Origin of the sequence: Bradyrhizobium arachidis (assembly GCF_024758505.1) — a bacterium.
In the GTDB taxonomy this organism is placed as follows: domain Bacteria; phylum Pseudomonadota; class Alphaproteobacteria; order Rhizobiales; family Xanthobacteraceae; genus Bradyrhizobium; species Bradyrhizobium manausense_C.
This window is the reverse complement of record NZ_CP077970.1, coordinates 8,177,215-8,194,891: the sequence shown is the minus strand read 5'-3', so window position 1 is coordinate 8,194,891 and position 17,677 is coordinate 8,177,215. Positions and strand designations below refer to the sequence as shown.

Annotated in this window: 16 protein-coding genes and 1 pseudogene; 8 read left to right on the top strand and 9 right to left on the bottom strand. The window is 59.1% G+C overall.

Annotated elements, in window-relative coordinates; all coding sequences use genetic code 11:
• Positions 1 to 28 precede the first annotated feature (28 nt).
• Positions 29 to 385, top strand: a complete 357-nt coding sequence (locus tag KUF59_RS38060) for a hypothetical protein (RefSeq protein ID WP_258767870.1) — start codon at positions 29 to 31, stop codon at positions 383 to 385.
• Positions 382 to 681, top strand: coding sequence for a hypothetical protein (locus KUF59_RS38055; protein ID WP_258767869.1), 300 nt, complete (start codon positions 382 to 384; stop codon positions 679 to 681). Before KUF59_RS38060 ends, KUF59_RS38055 begins: the two co-directional genes overlap by 4 nt.
• A gap of 450 nt (positions 682 to 1,131) precedes the next feature.
• Here the strand turns inward: KUF59_RS38055 and KUF59_RS38050 are convergent, their stop codons facing one another.
• Both KUF59_RS38050 and KUF59_RS38045 read right to left on the bottom strand, forming a co-directional pair.
• The gene (locus tag KUF59_RS38050) at positions 1,132 to 2,097 is read right to left on the bottom strand and encodes a PGN_0703 family putative restriction endonuclease (RefSeq protein WP_258767868.1); all 966 of its coding nucleotides are present in this window, start codon (positions 2,095 to 2,097) and stop codon (positions 1,132 to 1,134) included.
• Positions 2,098 to 2,494: 397 nt separating this feature from the next.
• Positions 2,495 to 4,357: an NAD(P)-binding protein gene (locus KUF59_RS38045; RefSeq protein WP_258767867.1), complete on the bottom strand. Its 1,863-nt coding sequence runs from the start codon at positions 4,355 to 4,357 to the stop codon at positions 2,495 to 2,497.
• 310 nt (positions 4,358 to 4,667) lie between these two features.
• Here KUF59_RS38045 and KUF59_RS38040 point away from each other — a divergent pair.
• Positions 4,668 to 5,433, top strand: a protein-coding gene (locus KUF59_RS38040; RefSeq protein WP_258767866.1) for an IS5 family transposase whose coding sequence is annotated in 2 segments (ribosomal slippage) — positions 4,668 to 5,288 and positions 5,290 to 5,433 — 765 coding nt in all. Because the reading frame shifts where the segments join, the coding sequence is not laid out codon by codon here.
• 30 nt (positions 5,434 to 5,463) lie between these two features.
• On the opposite strand, the pseudogene KUF59_RS38035 reads toward KUF59_RS38040, so the two are convergent.
• The 4 genes and pseudogenes from KUF59_RS38035 to KUF59_RS38020 all read right to left on the bottom strand — a co-directional run bounded on the left by KUF59_RS38035 (position 5,464) and on the right by KUF59_RS38020 (position 9,324).
• Positions 5,464 to 6,821 (bottom strand): annotated as a pseudogene (locus tag KUF59_RS38035) (IS701 family transposase).
• 545 nt (positions 6,822 to 7,366) lie between these two features.
• Positions 7,367 to 7,591: a hypothetical protein gene (locus KUF59_RS38030; RefSeq protein ID WP_258767864.1), complete on the bottom strand. Its 225-nt coding sequence runs from the start codon at positions 7,589 to 7,591 to the stop codon at positions 7,367 to 7,369.
• A gap of 103 nt (positions 7,592 to 7,694) precedes the next feature.
• The gene (locus KUF59_RS38025) at positions 7,695 to 8,423 is read right to left on the bottom strand and encodes a hypothetical protein (protein WP_258767863.1); all 729 of its coding nucleotides are present in this window, start codon (positions 8,421 to 8,423) and stop codon (positions 7,695 to 7,697) included.
• A gap of 583 nt (positions 8,424 to 9,006) precedes the next feature.
• A complete protein-coding gene (locus KUF59_RS38020; protein WP_258767862.1) occupies positions 9,007 to 9,324 on the bottom strand; it encodes a hypothetical protein in 318 nt (105 codons plus the stop codon).
• Between the two features lie 693 nt (positions 9,325 to 10,017).
• On the opposite strand from KUF59_RS38020, the gene KUF59_RS38015 reads away from it, so the two are divergent.
• A complete protein-coding gene (locus tag KUF59_RS38015) occupies positions 10,018 to 10,860 on the top strand; it encodes an FkbM family methyltransferase (protein ID WP_212460303.1) in 843 nt (280 codons plus the stop codon).
• 83 nt (positions 10,861 to 10,943) lie between these two features.
• On the opposite strand, the gene KUF59_RS38010 is transcribed toward KUF59_RS38015, so the two are convergent.
• Positions 10,944 to 11,222, bottom strand: coding sequence for a hypothetical protein (locus KUF59_RS38010; RefSeq protein ID WP_212460304.1), 279 nt, complete (start codon positions 11,220 to 11,222; stop codon positions 10,944 to 10,946).
• Positions 11,223 to 11,358: 136 nt separating this feature from the next.
• The gene (locus KUF59_RS38005; RefSeq protein WP_212460305.1) at positions 11,359 to 11,745 is read right to left on the bottom strand and encodes an MAPEG family protein; all 387 of its coding nucleotides are present in this window, start codon (positions 11,743 to 11,745) and stop codon (positions 11,359 to 11,361) included.
• 331 nt (positions 11,746 to 12,076) lie between these two features.
• Between KUF59_RS38005 and KUF59_RS38000 the strand changes: the two genes are divergently transcribed.
• The 3 genes from KUF59_RS38000 (at position 12,077) to KUF59_RS37990 (ending at position 15,557) form a co-directional block, all read left to right on the top strand.
• Positions 12,077 to 13,285, top strand: a complete 1,209-nt coding sequence (locus tag KUF59_RS38000) for an OpgC domain-containing protein (RefSeq protein WP_212460306.1) — start codon at positions 12,077 to 12,079, stop codon at positions 13,283 to 13,285.
• Positions 13,286 to 13,328: 43 nt separating this feature from the next.
• The gene (locus tag KUF59_RS37995) at positions 13,329 to 13,817 is read left to right on the top strand and encodes a DUF2059 domain-containing protein (protein ID WP_212460307.1); all 489 of its coding nucleotides are present in this window, start codon (positions 13,329 to 13,331) and stop codon (positions 13,815 to 13,817) included.
• Between the two features lie 126 nt (positions 13,818 to 13,943).
• Entirely contained in the window at positions 13,944 to 15,557 is a 1,614-nt protein-coding gene (locus KUF59_RS37990) for an acyl-CoA synthetase (RefSeq protein ID WP_212460308.1), read from the top strand.
• 17 nt (positions 15,558 to 15,574) lie between these two features.
• Here KUF59_RS37990 and KUF59_RS37985 read toward each other — a convergent pair whose 3' ends face one another.
• Complete coding sequence (locus tag KUF59_RS37985) at positions 15,575 to 16,525, bottom strand: helix-turn-helix domain-containing protein (RefSeq protein ID WP_212460309.1); 951 nt, start codon at positions 16,523 to 16,525, stop codon at positions 15,575 to 15,577.
• A 283-nt stretch (positions 16,526 to 16,808) separates the two neighbouring features.
• Between KUF59_RS37985 and KUF59_RS37980 the strand changes: the two genes are divergently transcribed.
• Complete coding sequence (locus KUF59_RS37980) at positions 16,809 to 17,663, top strand: outer membrane protein (RefSeq protein WP_212460310.1); 855 nt, start codon at positions 16,809 to 16,811, stop codon at positions 17,661 to 17,663.
• Positions 17,664 to 17,677: the final 14 nt, after the last annotated feature.

Below are 17,677 nucleotides of genomic sequence, written 5' to 3'. Positions count from 1 at the left end.
CCAGGTTCTCAATGTGATGGAGGGTGGGATGAAATACGCCATTCTGGCCCTGGGGCTGCTCGTCACCCCGGCCGCTGCCGAGACTGACGTCACCCCGTCGCGGCAGTTCATGATCTGCAGCTCTGTCGAGCACATGCTCGAAACCTGCAACGAGAGCCGGATAAACAAGACCATCTGCAATTGGATCGACCCGCCGGGCCACGCCAAGGGGTACCGCCAGATGATCGCAGACCACTGGCTGTCACAGAAAGTTCGAGGCCGTGTGCCGTCGCGTCTGTGCCGGGCAACTCACCGTCGCGGAGGCCCTGTCCAGGTTCTGCCCGTCGGGGTGGCGCAAGACCTAGCCCAACCAGGTTTCAAATTTCGCACACGGAGGGCCGGATGAAATTACAATTAATTGTACTGGCACTGCTGATCAGCCCGGCTCAGGCCGCGAAATATGATACCGCCACCTGCGACACGATCGCGTACATCTTCGACGCCTGCTCGGTCTCTGTGAAGCAACCGCAATGTTTTATGGTGCACAGGACGGGGGCCGGGGAGAGTAAGGACCTGATCACATTCACGGACGCACATCCCGAGCTGGACCTGGGACCCCTGTGCGATCAGGTCTGCCACGGCAAGATCAGCGTGACGAAGGCGACCCAGCGCTTCTGTCCCGGATACCGGTTCAAGCCGTAGTCCAACCAGGCTTCAATTTCGGCCCGCAGGAGGCGAGTATTCTGGCGCCACGAGACCAAGATGGGATCAGCGTTGTTGCAGCGCATCTCTGCGGACCACACTGTGGGCGAGGCAGGCGCAAAGGCATGTCTCTGCCATTCGAAGCCACGGCCCGCCAGTTCGCTTTTTCCCTAGCCATCCAACCCTACAGGACACCTGAAAATAAGGCGCCCAGAACGAAATCACCCTGGTGTAGGCCGTTGTTGAGGCTCCAATTCCAAGGCGAGCTTGATTTTCTCCCGTGGCGCGGCTCAATCAGGGACAACGATGAGGGCTGATGAATTTGGAAGTTTGATACGATTGGCGCCGAAAACCCGCTGGTCTGGTGGCCGAATTGGTGGAATTTTCAGGACGATCTTTGAGGTGCCGGAGCCAGTTACCCGCCGTGGTCGCACGCAATTTAGAAACCTCTTAATCGGGATGCAGCCCGTATTTGTCTTTAAGCCGCGCTTTCATCCAATCAAGGACTTCATCGGTAGGCCACTGCGCCATGAGCGACTGCCACGAAAGTCGTCTCAATGTGCCAGCAGTCTGAATTGCGCCGTAAGCGTCACGCCATTGGGATTCTCCCCTGCCGCCAGGCAACATCGCAGGATTACGCTGATCATAGAGTATGAGCGCGTGACCACCGTTCTCATCGAGCCGATGGTCGTCTGTAACACAGGCAGCCAGAACGTTGCGAACAATCTGGTAGGTGTCCCTCAAAGGACATTTCTTATGGTCGATGTTGGCTGCCCAACCGAAGGCGCTTTCGGTATATTCCCAATAGTCGATGTTCAATTCAGCTAACGCACATCGACGCTGGCGTCCTCGCTGTTTGGCATAGCTTCCATCACAGAATTGTCCCTCGAACTTGTCATCCGTTTCTTTCAAACGTGTACGCGAGCAGGTTCCGAACTCAGCCTCCGCGAGCTTGCATTCGACTGCGACGTGGTATGAGCCCTCAAACCAAACGTCCACAGAGGTCGCCCTGTCCCCCACCTCGCCAAGCGTGGTCACGCTTTTCTCGAATTCGAGATCAGATCGGTCTGGTGATGGGCCAAATGCTGGTCTGCCGTCCTCTGCCCTGACCGTTGCCAACAACGGCAGTCGACCCAGAACTTCAATCGTGCCAAACACAGATTGTGCGAGGGCTTGTGAACTCTGCATACTGCCAAAATGCTTATGCCGCTTCGATTTTGGAATTTTTCCGACGATCCGCTGGCGATCCGCTACTCCGCAGGGGGGGATCAGCAGGTTCCAGTCGCGATATTCCTTCTTGAAAACGACAGCGCCATTAATAGGCCGCGGTTCGAACCAGTCAGGTTGGTTGGAAAAGTAAGTATTTCGGTAATAGGAAAAACTCGTTCTGAGATCGCGTAGATAGGTATTGGCCATTCAGTAGCCCTCGCAAAAATCGCCACAGCAGCCGCTCTCGGTTGAAATCGGTGCCCCGGGAAGTCCCACAGCAAAGCGAATTTTGGAAATGCGATTAGAACCGGGACAATTGCTGAAATTGCACAAAACAGTCAACGGGTGTGATGGAACGCTAGGCTATGCACCTATAAATCGGGCGGCATCACGTGACTGGTGCCTAGCCCGCTCCGCTCCTATGGCGACCAAGTTCATGCGGCAGCGCAATATGTCGCGATGGGGCCAATAGGCGACCTGCTCCCAAGGAGCGGTCAATCGCGAGCGCTAAAAATAGGGAGCAATGGGGCCAATTCTGATATCACAACGCATGCGACGATGCCGGCCTCGTCTGGACCAAAGGAAGGCCTCTCTTCGACAGGCCCTAACTGCGGCGAACTCCCCTCCTCTTATCCGCCATTATTTTCGTAGCATTCTTGAGTTCTAAGAACTCTCTCTTTATTTGCCGCAATCTGCTTTTGCTCTCTGCGCGCCCGGTCTTGATCAACTTGAACAGGCGTCTCGCCCTCTTCCCCTCTCTTAACAGACAACTGTTAAGTAGTGTTTCGTCAAGGTGCTCAAGGTTTTTCTGTGTTTCCTTGCTTCCCGTGTCGTCGAATGGAATAGGCTTGCTACAAATCAGGTACCATCGAATGGTTCTGAAATAGTTGAATAACTCAGTTAGTTCACAGACAGGGTTGTTGCTCGTCATTCGGTACTTAGAGGATGAAAATCCCGCAGAGATTTTGCTGTTGCGGATTCCGAAGTTATATTTTGGTCCATGCCGTATGATCAACCTGTCGAATTCGAGGCGTCGGGCTGGCGCATCGTAGTCCACTGGGTGCACCTCAGCGAACTTGCGTCCTTCCTCGACCTTAACATTTCCCAATACCCCCTGTATGTACTGGAATTTGCCATACTTCTGCATTGCTCCAAGCAACATCCAGTTGGAAGGCGCTTGGCGGCGTGAATAAACCGTCGGCGTCTTACCTATCATAGTCACACAGAACTCTCTGCCCTTTGCGATTGTTCGCTTCATCTCGGCTTCGTAGATGTAGTCGTTGGATTGACGCTTCTCTTTCGAAAATTGGGATTTTATGAGTCTGCAAATCTCAAAGCTCGCGATCCCTTCAATCTCTTTTTCGATAGTTTCGACTAGGCTGTGCTCAAGTTTGCTCCATGCTTCACGAGTTGACAGATGCAGATGGATTTTATCGTAAAGTTCTTGTGCCTCTCGTGCACTTGCCGTTCGTCCCTTAATCGGCTTGATCGAATTTTCTCCAGCGTTAGCTCTTTTGCGCCAGTACCAAGAGATCGGTCCCGGGAGCTCCGGGTGCTCCTCATCGTCTTGTTCAACGCTGCGAAATGTTAGTGCCCTGACCTCATCGGCATAGTTAGCGCGTTGAAGAAGGGATATCTCGCTGTCCGGCAGATGCTGAAAGATTTTATCATGAGCAAATCCGCCGATCAAAAAATGAGCCAATTCAATTACTCCACTGTCCCCATTTCCAGATATCAAAATGCGTTCCTTCACCTTCCTCTCGCGCCTAAGAATTGGCCAATAATATTCGGGGTTACCGGAATGCCAGTACGAAACGTCATTCGTATGAGGGCTAATTCCATAACTTCCGAAGCCCGTGGCTATAATGACCACGTCGCAAGCTAGGTGTCGCCGCCCTGGCACTGGAAAGAAAAACGGGGCATCTTTCAAAATCACCGTCGGCCGCCCACTTTCAACCTTCAGGTCAATAACCTCCTCGATATGAAGTGCTATGTTGCTATACATGCGATAGTGGTTGAACTTTCGTACAATCTCCTCTGCAACGAGGGGGGCGTAATCCCCAAACCAGTTTAGAAAGGGAAAAGTTGTTGATTTATGCAATCGGATTTGGCGCGTACCCTCCAGACGTTCGCGCGCGTTTAAGTCCGGGTGAAGATACCGAAAGCCGGCTTCTCGGAAATTTTTAAGTAGAGTAGGTTCGCTTTCAAAGACGCTGATTACGCAGTCGTGCCGAGCAGCCAATGCGACGGCACATGTCATGCCGGAAAATCCCGCCCCAATTATTGCAATGTGGCTGTTAGGGCCGATACGGAGTTTTTTGGATTCAGATAGTGCGTAGCACAAATTGAGAGTTCGAAATTGCTGGTCAACAATTGAAATATTTTTTCGTGAGAAACAATTGGCGGCATAGATGCGGTCCATTGAGGTCGCAGCAGCTTGCAAAATGTCGTCGGGGTGCCATCTCATGAATTCACCCTTTGCTCTAACGCTACATATGCAACAGGGCTCTACTGGTCCATCGCGGCCCTGGTCCGTCGGCAGAATTGCCCTTCGTGAAAGCGTGTCGTCCGAGACAGCATAATACGCCCAACGGCCAAATGGCAGGGCGACCGTCTGAATGTGACCTTCTGCAACGGGTCATTTTCGACGGTTTCAGCGGAGATTGTCGGCTGGTTGAAGTCCGCTTCTACTCCGTAAGCGTCCAACCGGGCCTGCCCGGAAGCGTTGCTTTGGCCAGACCCCTGTGATTCAAGCTTCCAGACAGGGGGCTCGAATCATGCGCTACGAACTCGCCGATCATGAATGGATCGCCAGCAAGCCCATGCTGCCGAACAAGCCGCGTGGCGTTCCTCGGGTAAACGGCCGTCGTGTCCTCAATGGCATCTTCTGGGTCCTGCGCTCCGGAGCACCATGGCGTGATCTGCCGGAGACGTTTGGTCCGTATACCACGTGCTACAACCGCTTCGTCCGTTGGCGGCGGGCCGGTGTCTGGGGCCGCATCATAGACGCACTTGCCGCTGCCCATGATGCCGCTGTCCAGATGATCGACACCTCGATTGTCCGCGTGCATCAGCATGGGGCATGCATCACAAGGAAGCAGCGCCAATCGATGGGAAGGTCACGCGGCGGCCTGACGAGCAAAATCCACGCGGTCGTCGATAGCAATGGTCTGCCGGTACGGCTTGCGTTGAGCCCCGGCGAGGCGCACGACGTTCGACTTGCCGGAAAACTGCTGTCTCGTCTCAAATCCGGATCAATGCTGCTTGCCGGCCGGGACTATGACGCCGACTGGATCAGGGAGCTTGCGATGAGGAAGGGTGCGTGGGCCAATATCCCGCCAAAAACCAACCGCCGCGATCCGATCTGCTTCAGCGCCTACCTCTATCGCGCTCGCAACCCAGGTCGAACGGTTCTTCAACAGGATCAAACAATGTCGTCGGGTTGCGACGCGATACGACAGGCTTGCGGGAAACTACCTTGCCTTCGTCCAACTCGCATCTATCCGGCTATGGCTGGCCGCGCGTTATGAGTCCACGCCCTAGCACTACTTTGGCAGATTGAGTTGCAGCTTTTCACGGATTCGTTTTCGGCAGTAGGGGCATCGCTGAGCTGACGGTCGAAGGATGAGATCGATGATGGCGTGGCGTACCGCCGGCAAGCTTGGCTGCGGCGGCGGTCCGTTGATTCTTTTTTTTCCGCCCCGCCTGGGCGAGGCGACGGTGTTGTAGGAAGGCGTAGGCGATCATGGTCATCAGCGCGTGACGATGCAGGCCTTGCCAGGACCGCCCCTCGAAGTGATCAAGCCCGAGCTCCTCTTTCAACTGCTGATGCGCCTGTTCGCATATCCATCGCGCCTTGATGGCGGCGGCTAATGTGCGCAGATCTGTCGCGGCGGGCAGGTTGGCGAGATAGTATTTCTTTTCCCCTGATGTCCTGTGTTCGCCGATCAGCCAAGCCTCCTCGCCGGGAAGATGCTGCTGGCCTTTGTCCTTGATCCGCTGGGGAGGTCCATCGGCGATCCGCACCCGAACCGCAGCAAAACGGGCTTTCAATCGGCCTTTGGTCCCCGTTCGCCAACTCACATTTTTCCACTTGGCGTCGGCGAGCATGTCTTCGGACGGGCGCGACAGGATATCCGGAATCGACCGCTTGCGGGGACGCCCGCGCATCGCAACCGGCCAGATAAGCTTGACGCCGACCGGGTACACCTTGAGGTGACGCGGGATGCCAACGGCCCACGCCAGCCCGCGTGCCGTGAGCCCTTGTCGAAACGGCGCACTGTGGCCGTATCCCGCGTCCGCCAGCACACAACCGAAGCGCACGCCGGCTGCCATCGCGCGATCGATCTCCGCCAAAGCGATCTCTGGCTTGGACCGTGGCGTTCGGTATTCGACCGGTACGCCGGCGCGCTTCAACCGTGCGACATCGCTCGTCCAGCTCTCGGGTACGAAGAGACGCAATGCGATCATCACCGGCACTTCACCGCGCGCAAGCGTCAGCGACACCAACGTTTGGCAATTTGCCGTTTTGCCAAGAGCCGAGGCATATTGAGCCGCGACACCGACCGAGTGTTCGCCCTTCTTCGGCATTGCGGTGTCGTCGATAACCAGCACCGCATCATCGCCGCCGACGAGCTGGTCGGCCTCCTTGAGCAGCTGTGTCTCCAGCGGTGTCGCATCCCAGACGCCATCAGCGATGAAATGGTGCAGCTGATCGTAATCGCCCGCTGCAAAGCGCTCCGCCATCGGTTGAATGCTCTTGCGCTCACCAGGGCCGATCAGCCCCGCAATGTAACGCGGACACATCCGCCGCCGGGCCTTGTGACCCAAGCGATCCAGGAATGGCTTCAGCCAACGCTCGAGCTGGTCTTCCCAATCCGACGTCGCGTTCCCCATGGTCGGCCCTCCAAAGCCGACCCCCTATGAATCATTGAAAAATCGATTCGGGAATCCTAACAGGCTCGCTAACCTGACGAATCTGCCAAAGTAGTGCTAGTTCGCGTTTCGGGATAGTATCCAATCCATTAGCGCACCTTGAAATTAGGCGCCCAGTACAAACTCGCCTCGGTGTAGGCGATCGTTGAGGGCTCAAACTTCAAGGCGGGGCGGATATTCCTCCGTGGCGTAGGTCAATCTGTTGGATCAATGCGGGCTGATGAGCTTTCTTCAAGCACGAAATTAACGGGATTCTTGGAGACGAACTATGGGCATGGCACCTCATTCCAGGAAGCGGAAATGAAGGGAGTAAAGTACTCGTCGTCGTGCAGATTACTCGTCGTCGAATCGGGACGGCGATCATGCCAGTGCCGTCTTCCCGGATGCCGCGCCGCTGAAATCGCCAAGCGGCGACGAAGTCGAGGCATGTATTCCAGTAAAGCGAGCGCGGGTCTGCGGTCGCGGCGTCGGGACACATATCGCTTCGTCGCTGCACCGAACTCAGGTTCGGCACCTGGCAGAAACCTCGGGGTGTTTGAAGTCAATCTGGTGCATAGAGTGGGCGAAGATATTTCGGACCTTGTTGATGATCCGCAAAACATCCCGCGACGGCCTTTCGACAAATCGGGCGGGCATAGGCGATGGCGATTTTTGAGGATGCCGTAGCTAGAAAGGCGTTCTGCGCGCCGTCGAACATCCGCCCGTCCTCGTCCTTGATGACCATTTCAAGCGCGTAGTCCACGTACGCTGCGGCGATGGCCAACATATGGTCAGGCGCGGTCCGGAGGGCCTGCAGAACGTCAACCTGTTGATCCTCAGTCGGCCGGTCTCTGATGGGTCGGGACGTTTCGCGGGCGAGCGAGATGTTCCTAAAAGGGAATATCGTCGTCCATATCTCGACGGCTGCCGTTCACGCTTCTAAGTGGCGGGAGTTTCGGTTTCGGCGGTTCGATCTTTTTCTGCGGCGGCGGCAGCTTGGCGTTCTCGGCGTCATAGCGAGCGCCGAAAATCGCGGCTATGAGACGCGCCCACTTCCACGTCGGCTCCAGCTCTTCGGTCGCATCGGCGGTAGTCCTGGCCAGCCCCATCATGAAATCGCTGAACCGCTGCATTGAAGTGCGGTCGCGATCGACTTCAGCCAAGAACGCATTCAGCTTATTCATCAAGGCTTCCTTCTTGCCGATCTCTAGGGCAGAGGCTTCGACAATTTCCTTGATCTTGGTGACATAGGCCCGGATGTGTTTCTTGTCGTGCTCGTCAAGCGGGAGCGAGTTTGACGGACCATGCCGGACATTTCGAATATGGGCGCGTACTGTGTAGTTATCGACGGCCCTGAGGAAGGCGTTATGCACGTCTTGGAGGTTTGAAGTGTTGTCTTCATCGGGGACTGAGAAGAGGTCCAGGAAGTCCAACCCGAGCGCTTCGGCGGCAGCGTGGGTGTGGTTCATGTACTCAATGATGTAATGCGCCCAGGTATTGTTGCTCTGGGAGTTCTCAAGGTTCGTTTCGAGCCGGTCCCGGAATTTCTTCTCAAGCCGCGCAAACGCCAAATCCGGCGGGCAGTCAGCCACGGCCGCAAAATCTTCCTCGGTAATCATCGTCGCCCCTCCTAGGCGGTTTACCGGAAATCTGGGGGGACGGGTGTCAGGATACAAGTGGCCCCGTTTGGTTTACGGGGCACTTCGTCTTGGACTGAACAATGCATTTTCTTCCCCGTACATCCTACCGATCGCCCGGAAATAGGACGCCCAGCGCGAGCCATCCCCATGTGGTAGCCGATAGAGCGCTTAAGTTGATGAACTTCGCTTAAACGACCTGGCAGCGTGACCCCCGCTGCCTGGCGGTCGAAATTGGCGGGTTTTGGGGACGATCCGAGGTGCGGCTTTCCAGCTGTGTCCGCAAGCTCTGAGTTGAGGAGCCTACGTAGGGCGGACAATTTAGTTTCTCCCCGCACCAGACGGCCACTTCGCTGGACCTGGTACAGTCAGGTGGTACAATCAACAAACAAGTCGGCTGAGAACGTTTGGTAAGCCCCTGATATCGCTACGGACAGGAATTCGGGAAACTTCTCCCACTCTCTCCGCCACGAGTATCGCATATTCATTTGAAGTAATTTGACTATTTCCGGAAGCGGAAAGGCCGATCCCCAAATCAGCCCCCAAACTGAACGCGGTCCAGATGTTATTTGCTTGGGGCGTCAGGCCCGCAAATAAGGACTGGTTCATTTTTCGGTTCGTGTGATCCGTCTCGAATAATTGCTAACAGTTCAGCGTCGGACAGCATTTCTACCGAGACTTCGCCGCGTTCGATTGCCTGCGATGGCTTGCCGTCCAGTCGATCCCCGATCTGTTGGATGGCGGCCATGTCGCCTTGCTCGGCTTTCACCGCCAGCTGCTCGACAATGATGCGGAGACGGCGCCCGCCGCCGCTTAGCAGGGCCACCCTAAGTGCGTCAGCGAACGGTTTCGCTCGGTTTGGAGAACCAATCGGCCTGCCCATATCCCACCTCCTAGACGGTTGAAATCAAAGGAAAACTCGTAGTGGAACTATCCGATATTCTACTCGATCCTTGCTATCACAATCAGAGCCTTTCGAGGCCAATGGAGGCATTTCGCACGGTCAACCCGGTGGATATCGTTCAATTTCTCGACGACGGCATCTACCCTCTGGCGGAATTTCGTGCCGGTTAGGTACTGGTAGCTCGACTGTGGGGAATGCTCGAATGAGAGGAACGCCTCGTCTCAGAATCTTCCGGCGCAAGCACGGTGTTGGCCTTCTGGTAATGTCCCACGGCAACATGACGACCTGTTCCACGGCGGCAGTTCTCGCCTGAAAAAATGGGACTGAAACATGCGTTAGCTAAGAAAAATCAACACGTTATGAAGTTCTAACTGCGCTCGGGATGTCGCCGCTGTCTACTTCAAACGGCGACGATCACCGAATGTCGGTATCGGTGGTTGCGAGTCCCCGCAACCAAGTTCGGACTTTACCGGTTCCGGCAACGAAAATGGCCCGCATCAAACGGGCCATTTTTGTTTTTGCGAGGCAGTTCGCCGTGAAGACGCATCGTCCAATCGATTGGGCGATCAGCGGTGCACAGCTCCGCTCTTGTTCCGTTGGCCTGTGATAGGTTGGCGCCGACTGTAATTCCTCACCCAGGCCTCCCCGCATATGAGTAACGACGAGCCGGACTTGCTGCACAACCTCCTCCAGCCGGCACGGCTGACCGCGGTGGTTGATGTCGGGGCCAATCCGATCGATGGCGAGCCGCCCTACAAGGCGATGCTGCAGCGACGGCTTTGCACCGTCGTCGGCTTCGAGCCGCAGGACGAGGCGCTCGCAGAGCTCAATGCCCGCAAGAGCGACCTCGAGAGCTACTATCACTATGTCGTCGGCAACGGGCACAAGGCAAAGCTGCGTCTCTGCCGACTGCCGGGAATGACGAGCCTGCTGGTGCCGGACCAGAACGTGCTCTCGCATTTCGCGAAATTTACCGAATGGGGCAGCGTCGTCAGCGAACATCCGGTCCAGACCCGCCGGCTCGACGATATCCTGGAAATCCGGGATCTGGATTTCCTGAAGATCGACGTTCAGGGTTCGGAACTGGCCGTGTTCGGCAGCGGGCGGCAAAAGCTGAAGCAGGCGGTCGCCGTTGAGACGGAGGTCTCGTTTCTTTGCCTCTACAAGGAGCAGCCGACATTTGGCGATATCGACGGCGAATTGCGCAAGCAGGGGTTCGTTCCCCACGCCTTTACGGCCGTCAAGCAGCGCATGATCGCTCCCCTGAGCGACCCGTCCAATCCCCATGCGGCCATGAACCAGTTGCTGGAGGCCGACATCGTCTATGTCAGAAACTTCATGCGGTCAGCCGACATGACGGTCGAGCAACTCATGCATCTCGCCATGATCGCCCATCATTGCTACCGCTCGTTCGACCTTGCCGCGAACTGCGTTCACCACCTGATCGCGCGCAAGGCGATCCCCGATCGGTCGATCCACGATTACATGGCGTCGGTGCAGGTTTCCGGACGCTAGGGTCGACGCGGTTTTTCCGGATCAGCGTTTCGATGACACGAAAATGGCCCGCATCAAGCGGGCCATTTTTGTTGGTGCGCGCCTCACTTGCACTCGTCGACCGGATATTGCTGGCCGCCGCCGGCTCCCTTGGAGACGCCCAGGAAGAACTTCTTGCCGCCCTTGCACCTGTTGATGCAGGCGGAGATTTCGCGCGTGCAGGCGGCGGCATAGGTGCTGGCCTGCGCGCCCTGACTGCTTGCCCAGATCTTGCACTCCTGGGCCTGCGTCGTGCAGGAATTGGCGAGCGCGCTGACCGTGCCGGCGATGGTGATGAAGGCGGCCGTCGTGATGACCAAAGAAAACTTCTGCAAATACTGCATGTAGCCTCCTTTGAAAATAAAGTGCTGCAAACGGAAACAGTGTGCGAAATCCTCGCTGCGGTATCAACAACGAAGAAGTGAATGAAGGTCAACGAAGGCGGGCCTCGATCACATTGGCGCCCCACCCACGCCCCCCTCACGCCACCATCAGCCCCACCGCCAGCACCAACCCGCTGAGATACGTAAACAGCGCCCCTGCGAACCGCGCCGGGTTCGGGCGGTTCAGCGATTTGCCCCACAAGAGGCTCGCGGCGAGCGAGAAGCGCGCGAGCGTGGCGATCACGATGGTGGCGGTGATCCAGAGCGGCGCGGGGTGGGCGGCGAACCACAGGAAGAGCACGGCGAAGAACGGGGCGTATTCGGCGGTGTTGGCGTGGGCGCGCACGGCGCGGTGGACGGGATCGGTCGGGCTCGGGTCGTAGCCGATGCTGCGGCGGTTGCTGCGCCGCTGCAGCGAGACGTTGAGCCCGAGCCCGAACAGCAACAGGCCGAGCAAGGCGGTGCAGATGATGGCGACGTTCATGCGTGGTGACTCCCCCAAATGGTCACTCCCCAAGGATGGGCGAGAGCAAACCAGATTGCGGCGCGGCCGGGAAGGTGGCGCAACGCCGGGGATGCGCCTCGGCGGCCGGTTGGCATGCCGACGCTCTCGCGATTTGTGCGGCGCGGGGAAGCGCGAGGTGGGCATCCGGACGGCAGCCGGTCCGTGATCGTGTCCGCTGCTTTTTGGCTATGGACGTGATACGCTGCGTGGCCTCGCCAACAGGGCAGGCGACATTTTACAGTAATGTTTCCAGTATTGATTTCGTCTTGCGCCGGGCTGGCGCAGCATTGAGGGGTAGATGGGTGGCGCCATGACCGCACGGGATCCGGCAGCACTGTTGTCACCGGTCGAGCGCGACCTCCGGCTCGACCTCTTCCGCGGCTTCGGTTTGTGGATGATCTTCCTCGATCACATCCCGCACGACGTCGTGGCGTGGCTGACCTTGCGCAATTACGGTTTTAGCGACGCCGCGGAGTTCTTCGTCTTCATCTCGGGTTATCTGATCGGATGGATCTATGGCCCGATCATCGCGGGCGGCTGGTTTCTTGCTGCGCTCAAGCGGCTGTGGCGCCGCGCGGCCGAACTCTACGTCGCCCACATCATGCTGTTCCTCTTGTTCACCGCGCAGATCGCGCGCACCGCGCGCCGTTTCGACAATCCGATGTACGAGCACGAGTTCAACGTCTTCAACTTCCTCCAGCACCCGGACGAGCTGATCGGGCAGGCGGTGCTGCTGAAATACAAGCCGGTCAATCTCGACGTGCTGCCGCTCTATATCTCGCTCGTATTCATCGCGCCCTTCATGGTGTGGGGCCTGACCAAGCGGCCGAACCTCACGCTGGCGGGCTCCGTGGTGCTCTACATCCTGTCGCGCTGGTTCGACTGGAACGTCGCCTCCTATCCGCCCGGCACCACCTGGTATTTCAATCCGTTCTGCTGGCAATTGATGTTCGTGTTCGCGGCCTGGTGCGGCATCGGCGAGATCGACAAGGTCGCGAAATGGGTCTGGTCCAAGCCGGTGATGACGCTTGCGGCGGCCTGGATGGCCTTCGCCTTGGTGATCGTGATGACCTGGCACGTCCATACGCTGGAAGCCATGATCCCGAAATGGATGATCAAGGCGATCTATCCGATCGACAAGACCGACCTCGACATGCTGCGCTTCACCCATTTCCTGGCGCTGGCGATCTGGGTCACCTATTTCATCTCGCGCCAGTGGAAGGCGCTGCAGTCGAACTGGCTGCGCCCGGTGATCCTGTGCGGCCAGAACTCGCTGCCGATCTTCTGCCTCGGCGTCTTCCTGTCGTTCTCCGCACACTGGATCCTGACGCAGTACACCAAGGGCGTCTGGGAGCAGATCGCGGTCTCCCTCGCCGGCATCGTCGTCATGGTCGTCGTGGCCTGGCTGCTCGACCGTGCCAAGCGGGTGCCGAACCTGTTCGTCAGGGTGACCGAGGTCGAGGAGCCCGTCGGCGACATCGTGCAGCTGGCCGCGGCGGCGACGCCCGCCAACCGCTGAGACGGCCCGCGCAGTCGAGTTGAGATTTTTCGTGGAGAGGTCCATGTCGAGAGGTCTGTTGACGATTGCCGGCGCTCTTCTGCTCCTCACCGTCAGTGCGGCCGCACAGACGCCGTCGCCCGAAGCGCTAGGTATTGCGCGAAAACTCGTCGGCACCCTGAAGATCGCGGACCAATATCGCGCGCTGCTGCCGCAGCTCCTACTCAAGCTCAGGCCCGCGGTGGCGCAGGACCGGCCGGAGATCGAGCGCGATTACGACGCGCTGACCGCGCCCGGCTCCGGCATCTACACGCCGTTCGTCAATACGATGATTGACCAGATGGCCGCGGCTTATGCCGCAAGCTTCACCCTCGACGAGCTGCGCCAGATCGAGGCGTTCTACGCCCAGCCAGCCGGTCAGAAGTTCTTGGAGAAGTCGGACGCGCTCGCACAGCAGAGTGCGCAGATCGGCCAGGACGTCAGCCGCAAGGCCGCCGACGAGTTGAAGCAGCGCCTGACCGACGCGCTGCGCCAGAAGGGCCACAAGCTCTGAGGCTGCTTCCGGTCCTTCCCGGCCCGAACCAAAACGGATACGCGTAAGGCCGCCCCGCGTCGATAGCGGCCTTACGCAAGCCATGTCGGTTCAAACGATCGAGAAGGCAGGTTTTGGGAGGACACCATGACCGGAGATATCGCAGCCACCATTTCGAAAGCCCGCGAACATGCGATTGGCGATCTCCTGCGCCGCTCGGCGCAGCGCGATCCCGGTAAGCTCGGTCTGAGCTGCGGCAGCGTGAGCTGGACCTTTGCGGAGCTGGACGCGATCTGCAACCGGCTGGCCCGCGGCCTCTCCGGCCTCGGCGTGACGAAGGGCGACCGGCTCGCGGTGCTGTCGCGCAACTCGCATGCCTTTGCCGCGCTGCGCTTCGCGGTGGCGCGGATCGGTGCGGTGCTGGTGCCGATCAACTTCATGCTCAATCCCGATGAGATCAACTTCATCCTCAAGAGCTCGGGCGCAAAGCTGCTCGCGACCGGTCCCGATTTCGTGGACGCTGCGCGCGCCGCTTCGGCCAAGGATTGCGCGGTCGAGAAACTGATCTGGCTGCCGGGCGAGGATCCCGCCACGGCGCCTGCGGGCCTCACCACCTTCGACGATCTCCTTCATCCCGACGGCTCCTTCCTCGAAACCTCCGTCGACAGCCGCGATCTCGCGCAGATCGTCTACACCAGCGGCACGGAATCGCTGCCCAAGGGCGCGATGCTGAGCCATGAAGCCGTGATGTGGCAATATGTGAGCTGCGTCATCGACGGTGGCATGAGCGTGGACGACAAGGTCCTGCACGCGCTGCCGCTCTATCATTGCGCCCAGCTCGACGTCTTCCTGGGTCCGCAAATCTATCTCGGCGCCTCCGGCGTGATCACGGGCAAGCCGACCGCCGACAACATTTTGGCGCTGATTGCGGCTCACAAAATTACTGCTTTCTTCGCGCCGCCGACGATCTGGATCGCGATGCTGCGCTCGCCGAACTTTGACAAGACCGACCTGTCGACGTTGCAGAAGGGCTATTACGGCGCCTCGATCATGCCGGTGGAGGTGCTGCTCGAGCTGCAGCGCCGGCTGCCGAACGTCAAGTTCTGGAATTTTTACGGCCAGACCGAGATCGCGCCGCTCGCGACCGTGCTGCGGCCCGAAGACCAGCTTCGCAAGGCGGGCTCGGCCGGCAAGCCTGCGATCAATGTCGAGACGCGCGTCGTCAACACGGCGATGGAGGACGTCGGGGTCGGCGAGGTCGGCGAGATCGTGCACCGCTCGCCGCATCTTCTGTCCGGCTATTACAACGATCCCGTGAAAACCGCGTCGGCATTCGCCGGCGGCTGGTTCCACTCCGGCGATCTCGCCACCGTCGATGCCGACGGCTACATCACCGTGGTCGATCGCGTGAAGGACATGATCAAGACCGGCGGCGAGAATGTTGCGAGCCGCGAGGTCGAAGAGATGGTCTATCGCATTCCCGCGGTCTCCGAGGTCGCCGTCGTCGGCCTACCGGACCCGCGCTGGATCGAGGCGGTCACCGCGATCATCGTGGTGAAGACCGGCGAGACGCTCGACGAGGAGGGCGTCATCAAGCATTGCGCCGGCCAGATGGCGCATTTCAAGGTGCCGAAGCGCGTCATCTTCGTCGACAGCCTGCCGAAGAACCCGAGCGGCAAGCTGCTCAAGCGCGAGCTGCGCCAGCGTTTTGTCGGGGCTGATACCCTCGACAAGGCGATCCAGAAGAATTTTGGCACCTGAGACGGAGCTGACAGCCTCTAATCGGCCGCGTCGGCCAGCTTCCTGGTGTCGTCTGGCGTCCGTCCGAAGCGGCGGCGAAACGCGCGATAGAAGTAGGACACATCCTGAAAACCGGCGAGATGCGCGATCTCGATGATCTTGCGCGCGCGCAGGTTCGGATTGCGAAGCAGCCGGTCGGCGCGCAGCAGCCGATGCTCCAGCAGGAAGCCGGTATAGGTCTCGCCGGCCTGCTCGAACATCAACTGGATGGTGCGCGGGCTGATCCGGTGCGCGGCTGCAAGGCTGGTGAGCGACAGTGCGGGACTGTCCAGTTGTGCCAGGATGTTGGACTTGAGCATTTCGAGGCGCGCTGCCGCAAGGCCGCGCGAGCGGGCCTCCTCCGCCACGGTGCCGCGCGCCCCGATCATCAGCACGGCGAGGTCGAACAGATGCTGTGAGACCGCGTCGAGCTCCGCCGGCTGAAGCTCGGTCGCATGCGCGAGTGCGAGGTCGTAATACCGCAAAAACATCGACGCGATCGGGCTGGCACCGGCGATCGACCCGGCAATCAGGTCCTCGGCGTTCGGGCACGCGCGCAGCAGCGCCTTGCGCGGCAACAGCGCGGTCTGGAAATTACCATGTACCGTCTGCGTGATGAAGGCGCCCTTGATCGAGGGATCGCCGATCGTGATGTCCCCGGCCGCGATCTCCAGCGGGCGATTTCCCATTTTCCCGCTCAACGCCGAATTGGGCGACGTCGTAATCACCAGTTCGTCGTTCGTCCCCATCGACACGAAAGACATCGGGGTGCCTGATGAGGCCGACATATTGAGGCGGGGAAGAATGACCGGCGTCATCGTCCGGTGAACTCGCCCATCCCCGACCGGAACGAAATCGACCGCCGCCACCCGGCGGCAAAATTGCTCGCGCCACATTTCATAGGCCGGACCGTTCGGGTCGCCATCGAATGAGAGTTGAGGCTGGGTCATCGATCTGGCGGGAATCGTTCGTTGGCAATCTCGGGCGAGTGCATCCTCGCCGTTGGCCTGCAGTGCGGCAACGAGAAAAGCGCGGAATTGCGCGAAAGGCCACTCGCGATAGCGCGCTGAGCCAGTGACGAGGTGCCGCAGCCCGGTGTGCCCGGATCGCAACAGGCGACCGCGAATGTGACGCGCCTTCACCTCAGTCCATCTCGTCGTTCGTCACGCGCCAAGATCAGCGGCCGCCTTCGCCCTATCGTCTGCCGACGTGACGATGAAGAGGAATGCTTTGATGTCGGGCCGGGCGAAATATCGGATTGCAATTGTCGTGGCGCTCATCTTCGGAGGGCATGCCGGAGGCGGCGCGATGGCCGCGGATCTCGCCTACAAGGCCGTCCCGCCAGTGCCGATGTTCGACTGGACCGGCTTCTACGCAGGTGTTCACGCCGGATATGGCACCGGCAACGGCAACAGCGCGACCGTGGATCCGAGCGCACTCCTGGCGTTGTTTCCGGCGTTTCCCGGCATCAATCCGGTCACGTCAACGACCTCTCCGCCGTTCACGCTCGGCGTCGGGCAGTCGGGTTGGCTGGGCGGCGTGCAGGCCGGCTACAACTGGCAATCCGGACATACGGTAGCGGGCATCGAAGCCGACATCAGCGCGTCAGGCATTCGTGGGTCCGCGACAGGCGCGTACGCGCTGCGGCCCGTCTTCCTGATCGGCGATTTCGATAACTACGCGGGCCAGGTCGGGGTGAAGCAGGAGATCGACTATTTTGGTACGCTGCGCGGCCGCCTCGGCTATGGCGGCAATGGCTGGCTGCTCTACGCCACGGGCGGCCTCGCCTGGGGTCATGTCAAGGCAAGCCTCGACAGCAGCCATGTCCGATTGACCAACAATATCTTGATCGCCGGCTTTCCGGCGGCGCTCGACGGACACGCCGCCACGAGCGGCTTCAACATCGGATACGCGGCCGGCGCAGGCGGCGAGTGGGCGTTCGCCCCGCAATGGTCGCTCAAGGGAGAATATCTCTACCTCAATCTCGGTCGCAACGTCTCGCTCTCGATTCCCGGCACCAGCCTGACGGGAGGGGATATCGAGCTGCACACGTTCAGGGTTGGATTGAACCGGCGATTTGCACCGTGAGGCCGGGCCCGGCC